Source organism: Duganella vulcania (assembly GCF_009857655.1).
Lineage (GTDB): Bacteria > Pseudomonadota > Gammaproteobacteria > Burkholderiales > Burkholderiaceae_D > Rugamonas > Rugamonas vulcania.
This window is the reverse complement of sequence record NZ_WWCX01000191.1, coordinates 1-4,545: the sequence shown is the minus strand read 5'-3', so window position 1 is coordinate 4,545 and position 4,545 is coordinate 1. Positions and strand designations below refer to the sequence as shown.

Genomic DNA, 4,545 nt, shown 5'->3' with positions numbered 1-4,545 from the left:
GACGTTGGCGGCCGTCGGCATGGCGGCCCCGCGCGCGGCGGCGGCTTCGGTGACGGCGCGGGCCAGTGCGTGCTCGCTGCCGCGCTGGATGGCGGCGGCCAGTTGCAGCAGGCGCGTCTCATCGATGCCAACCGGCTCCAGCGCCGCCAGCGACGGCTTGCCTTCGGTGAGCGTGCCGGTCTTGTCGAACGCCACGGTGGTGATGCGGTGCGCCAGCTCCAGCGCTTCCGCGTCCTTGATCAGTATTCCGTGGCGCGCCGCCACGCCGGTGCCGGCCATGATGGCGGCCGGTGTCGCCAGGCCCAGCGCGCACGGGCAGGCGATCACCATCACCGCCACCGCGTTGATGATGGCCCGCTCGGCGTCGCCGGTCGCCAGCCACCAGGCCGCAAAGGTCAGCACCGCCAGCACCAGCACCACCGGCACGAACACCGCGCTGACGCGGTCCACCAGATGCTGCACCGGCGCCTTGGCCGCCTGCGCGTCCTCCACCAGCCGGATGATGCGCGCCAGCGTGCTCTCCGCGCCCACCGCCGTCACCCGCACCAGCAGCAGGCCCTCGCCGTTGATGGCGCCTCCCGTCACGCGGTCACCGGCATGGCGCGCCACGGGCAGGCTTTCGCCGGTGATGAGCGCCTCGTCGACATGGCTGGCGCCCTCCACCACCTCGCCGTCCGCCGCCACGCGCTCGCCGGGACGCACCACCACCAGCTCTCCCGGCCGCACATCGGCGATCGGCACTTCGACATCCTGGTCGCCGCGCCGCACGCGCGCGGACTCGGGCCGCAGCACCTGCAAGGCGCGGATGGCCGACGTGGTCTGCCGCTTGGCGCGCGCCTCCAGCCATTTACCCAGCAGTATCAAGGTGATCACCACGGCCGACGCTTCGAAATACAGGTGCGGCATGGCGGACGCCGATGCGAACAACTGGTAAACGCTCAGGCCATACGCGGCGCTGGTGCCCAGCGCCACCAGCAGGTCCATATTGCCGCTGCGGGCGCGCACCGCCAGCCAGCCGGCGCGATAGAAGCGCGCGCCGAGCCAGAACTGCACCGGCGTCGCCAGCAGCAGCTGCACGCGGCCGTCCAGCATCCAGTGGACGCCGGCCAGTTCCAGCAGCATCGGCAGCAGCAGCGGTAGCGACAGCAAGGCCGCCAGCAGCACCGCGCGGCCGCCGGTGGGATGGGCCAGCGTCGGCGCGGGCGGCGCGGGCGCGGGCGCGGATGGCGGCAGTTCCGGCGTGGCGTGGTAGCCGGCCTTGTCGATTGCCTGCGCCAGCAGGGAGAAATCCAGCGGCTGCGACGACTCCACCCGCGCCGACTCGGTGGCCAGGTTGACGCTGACCTTGTCCACGCCCGGCACCGCGGCCAGCACGCGCTCGACGCGGCCCACGCAGGAGGCGCAGGTCATGCCCTCGATGTTGATCGATTGTGTAAGAGGAGAAGCGGAGTTGGACATGGCGATCCCGGTGGAAGACTCGATGCTGACAGCATCAAGTATCCCACGATGGGAAGGTCAAGTCCAAATTGCGGCGATCAGCGCACTTCGCAGTCGATGACGTTCGACTTGCCGGCCGTGTTGCGCGCCGACGGGGCCGTGCTCTGGTTGAACGCCGGCGGCGGCATGAACTGGATGCCGGGATTGACCGGCAGGATCACCGGCGGCTGCTGGAAGTTGGGCGTGTAACCGAACTGGCCGGCGGCGAAATTGCTGGCGCCCCCGGCGTTGGTCACATGGATAAGCCCGTCGATCACGTGCACATACAGGCCAGGCGCCATCAGCCCCGGCGGCGACGGCAGCGGTTGCGGCGACGACGGCACCGCTTGCGCCAGCATCAGCGGCTGCACCGGCGCGGCCAGCGGGTCCAGCGCGGCGGTGCTGGCCAGGTTGTAGGCCAGGCGCGCCGCGACCGCCTGCTCGCTCGGCTCGACCAGGTCGGCGATGAAGGTGGTGCCGCGGATGCCGATGGTGGCGCTCGGCGTCTTCATGGCGAACTTCTCCTTGTTGCGCTTGCCCAGCAGGCCGGTGACCGAGCGCAGCCCGCCCTTGACCAGGCTGAACGAGGCGTTGTCGGCCTCCGGCTTGCCGGCGTCGTAGCTGAAGTTCTCGACCTTGAAGGTGGTGGCCGGCTTGAGCGTGATCTCGCTGTTGTCGATGAACTTGACCAGCGCATAGGTGTTCTTCTCGGTCACCAGCGTGTCGCCGCTCTCGACCTCGGAACGCATCGACAGGATGCGCACCACGCCGTCGGCCTTTTTGGATAGCAGCGGCCCGCTCAGCTGGACCACCGTGCCCACCACTTGCGCGGCCCAGCCGGCGCCCGCCGCGCCACACAGGGCCAGCAACAGCAGGCCCTGGAGCAAGGCCCGGACCACGAGAGAGTTTTTAGGCTGTGACATATTCATTTCCAGTACATTCAGGGGACGCTCAGTACGCCAGTCCCAGGCGCAGGTGCAGGCGGCTGGCGTTGTCGCGGCCGGTGTTGCCGGCGCGGACCACGTGGCCGAAATCGAGTTGCAGGTTGGCGTAGGTCGACAGCACGAAGCGCGCGCCGACGCCGGCGCTGGCGATGCTGGTGCTGGTCAGTTCGCCCGGCAGCGCGTGGTTGCGCTTGACGTAGGCGGCGTCGTAAAAGCCCAGCAGGCGGCAGTTCCAGCCCGCGTGGCTGCAGACGTTGGGCGTGTAGGCCTCCAGGTTGACACCCAGGCCGGAGTCGTTGGAAATCTCGCGTTCGATGAAGCCGCGCACCGAGGTCGCGCCGCCGGCGCCGAACTGCTCGCCGGGGATCAGCGCGTCGCTGGTGTACTGGCCGTTGACGATGGCGCGCAGCTGCCAGTCGTTGGCCAGCGCCCGGGTCGCGCTGCCGGCCAGGCGCAGCATGGTGTAGTCGGCCTTGGCGCCGTCGCGCGCCAGCGTGAACGCGTGCTGGTCGCCCTTGGCGCCGCCGGAGACATTGCGCAGCAGCGTCAGCTGGCCGCTCACCTCGCCCTGCTTGAGCGGCAGCGTGGCCTGGTAGCTCACGCTGAGCGGATGCACGGTGACGTCGTTGCCCAGCTCCAGGCCCTGCAGCTGCACGCTGTTCTTGTAGGCCTTGTAGTCGACGCCGTAGCTGAGCTTGGATTCCAGCTCGCCGCGCCTGGCCAGGCTCTGGTTGTAGCGCGCGCCGTACACCGCGCCCTTGCCGCTGACGGCCAGGTTGACCGCGCCGGCCGACACGGTGCCGGAATCGACGTTGGAATAGCTGGCGAAGAAGTCCAGCGAATCGCCCAGCGCGTACAGCGGAATATGGTAGCCGGCGCCGTACACCTTGACGCGGCCCGGTTCCTCGGCCGAGGTGGTGTACTGCAGCGAGGCCAGGTGGTCGCGGTTGAACAGGTTGGCGTTCTGCAGGATGAAGCCGAGGTGGGTCTTGCCGGTCTGCTGGGTGCCGGTGTTGTCGACGTTGACCATGCCCTTCCAGGGCGTCTGGTCCTTGACGTCCAGGATGGCGTCGACCTCATCGTCCTGCTCGCCGCTTTGCAGCTTGAGCGTGACTTCCTTGGCCGGACTCTCGTTGCCCTGCTTCAGGTTGGCCGAGACCGCCTTCAGGTCGGGCGTGCGGCCTTCCTGCAGGGCGGGCAGGCTGCGGCGGATATTGTTCTCGTCGAAGTACAGATTGTTCTTGACCTGGATGCGGCCGATGCGCGTCTCCACCACGCGCAGCTGCACCACGCCCCGGTTGAGTTCCTGCTCCGGCAGCTCGATCGTCACCACGTTGTAGCCGCGCTGGTGATACACGGCCTCCAGCGCCTCCAGCGCGCGCTGCACGTCGCCGAAGTCGCGCTCCTTGCCGGTGAATTTGGCCAGCAGCGCGTCGACCTGCGCCTGCGGCAGCAGGGTATTGCCCTTGACCTCGAAACGGGCGATCTCGAAACGGATGGGGGCGCCCTCGGCGGGCGGCTGGTCCACGGCCCAGGCCGATGCCACGGCGGCGCTTAAAAGAGAACCTGCCAGCAAGCGGGTTAAGCTATTTCTCATGGGGTCGCTCGTAGTGTTTGTCGCGTATATTTTTTCAACTTTGAAAACCTCTCGTCAACGCCGGCGGACTCTGCAAACGCTCTTCCAATGCTAGCATGGCCGCCATATTCAATGCCTATTTGAAATACCGAATTGGCAAGCCCCGGCGCCGAGTGTTGGATTTCAGTTCACTCCCGGCGCCCGGACCTGCGCAAATCGCGTTTCCTCAGTTGCAGTACATCTTCTTGGCCGGCTCGGACTTGCTGGCGAGTACGTCGACCTTGCTGCCGGTCTTGTCCTTCTCGTCCGGCACCTTGTCGTCCGGCTTGGCGGGACCGGCGCTGCCGCCGCCCGATCCGCCCGACGCCGTGCTGGTCTCCGCCGGCAACGACATCGCCGGGTTCTTGGCAATATTGAACAAGGAGACCGTGTTGATGATGTTGACCGTGGTGCTCACCGCCTGCGAGGCCGGCGTCGGCGGCTGGCCGCCCGCGCTTCCCGCCGCTGCTGCGGCGGCGGCGGCATCGGCTGCGGCCTTGATGTCGGCGG

General features: G+C 68.1%; 4 protein-coding genes. All 4 read right to left on the bottom strand.

Going from position 1 to position 4,545, the window contains the following annotated elements:
• Nucleotides 1–1,458: heavy metal translocating P-type ATPase (locus tag GTP90_RS34935; protein WP_175048349.1), on the bottom strand; the 1,458-nt coding region annotated here is incomplete at its 3' end.
• A 77-nt stretch (nucleotides 1,459–1,535) separates the two neighbouring features.
• Nucleotides 1,536–2,399, bottom strand: coding sequence for a FecR family protein (locus GTP90_RS34930; RefSeq protein ID WP_161087815.1), 864 nt, complete (start codon nucleotides 2,397–2,399; stop codon nucleotides 1,536–1,538).
• Nucleotides 2,400–2,427: 28 nt separating this feature from the next.
• Nucleotides 2,428–4,017, bottom strand: coding sequence for a ShlB/FhaC/HecB family hemolysin secretion/activation protein (locus tag GTP90_RS34925; protein WP_161087814.1), 1,590 nt, complete (start codon nucleotides 4,015–4,017; stop codon nucleotides 2,428–2,430).
• A gap of 205 nt (nucleotides 4,018–4,222) precedes the next feature.
• The coding region (locus tag GTP90_RS34920) for a hypothetical protein (RefSeq protein ID WP_217432063.1) at nucleotides 4,223–4,545 on the bottom strand (323 nt) is incomplete at its 5' end.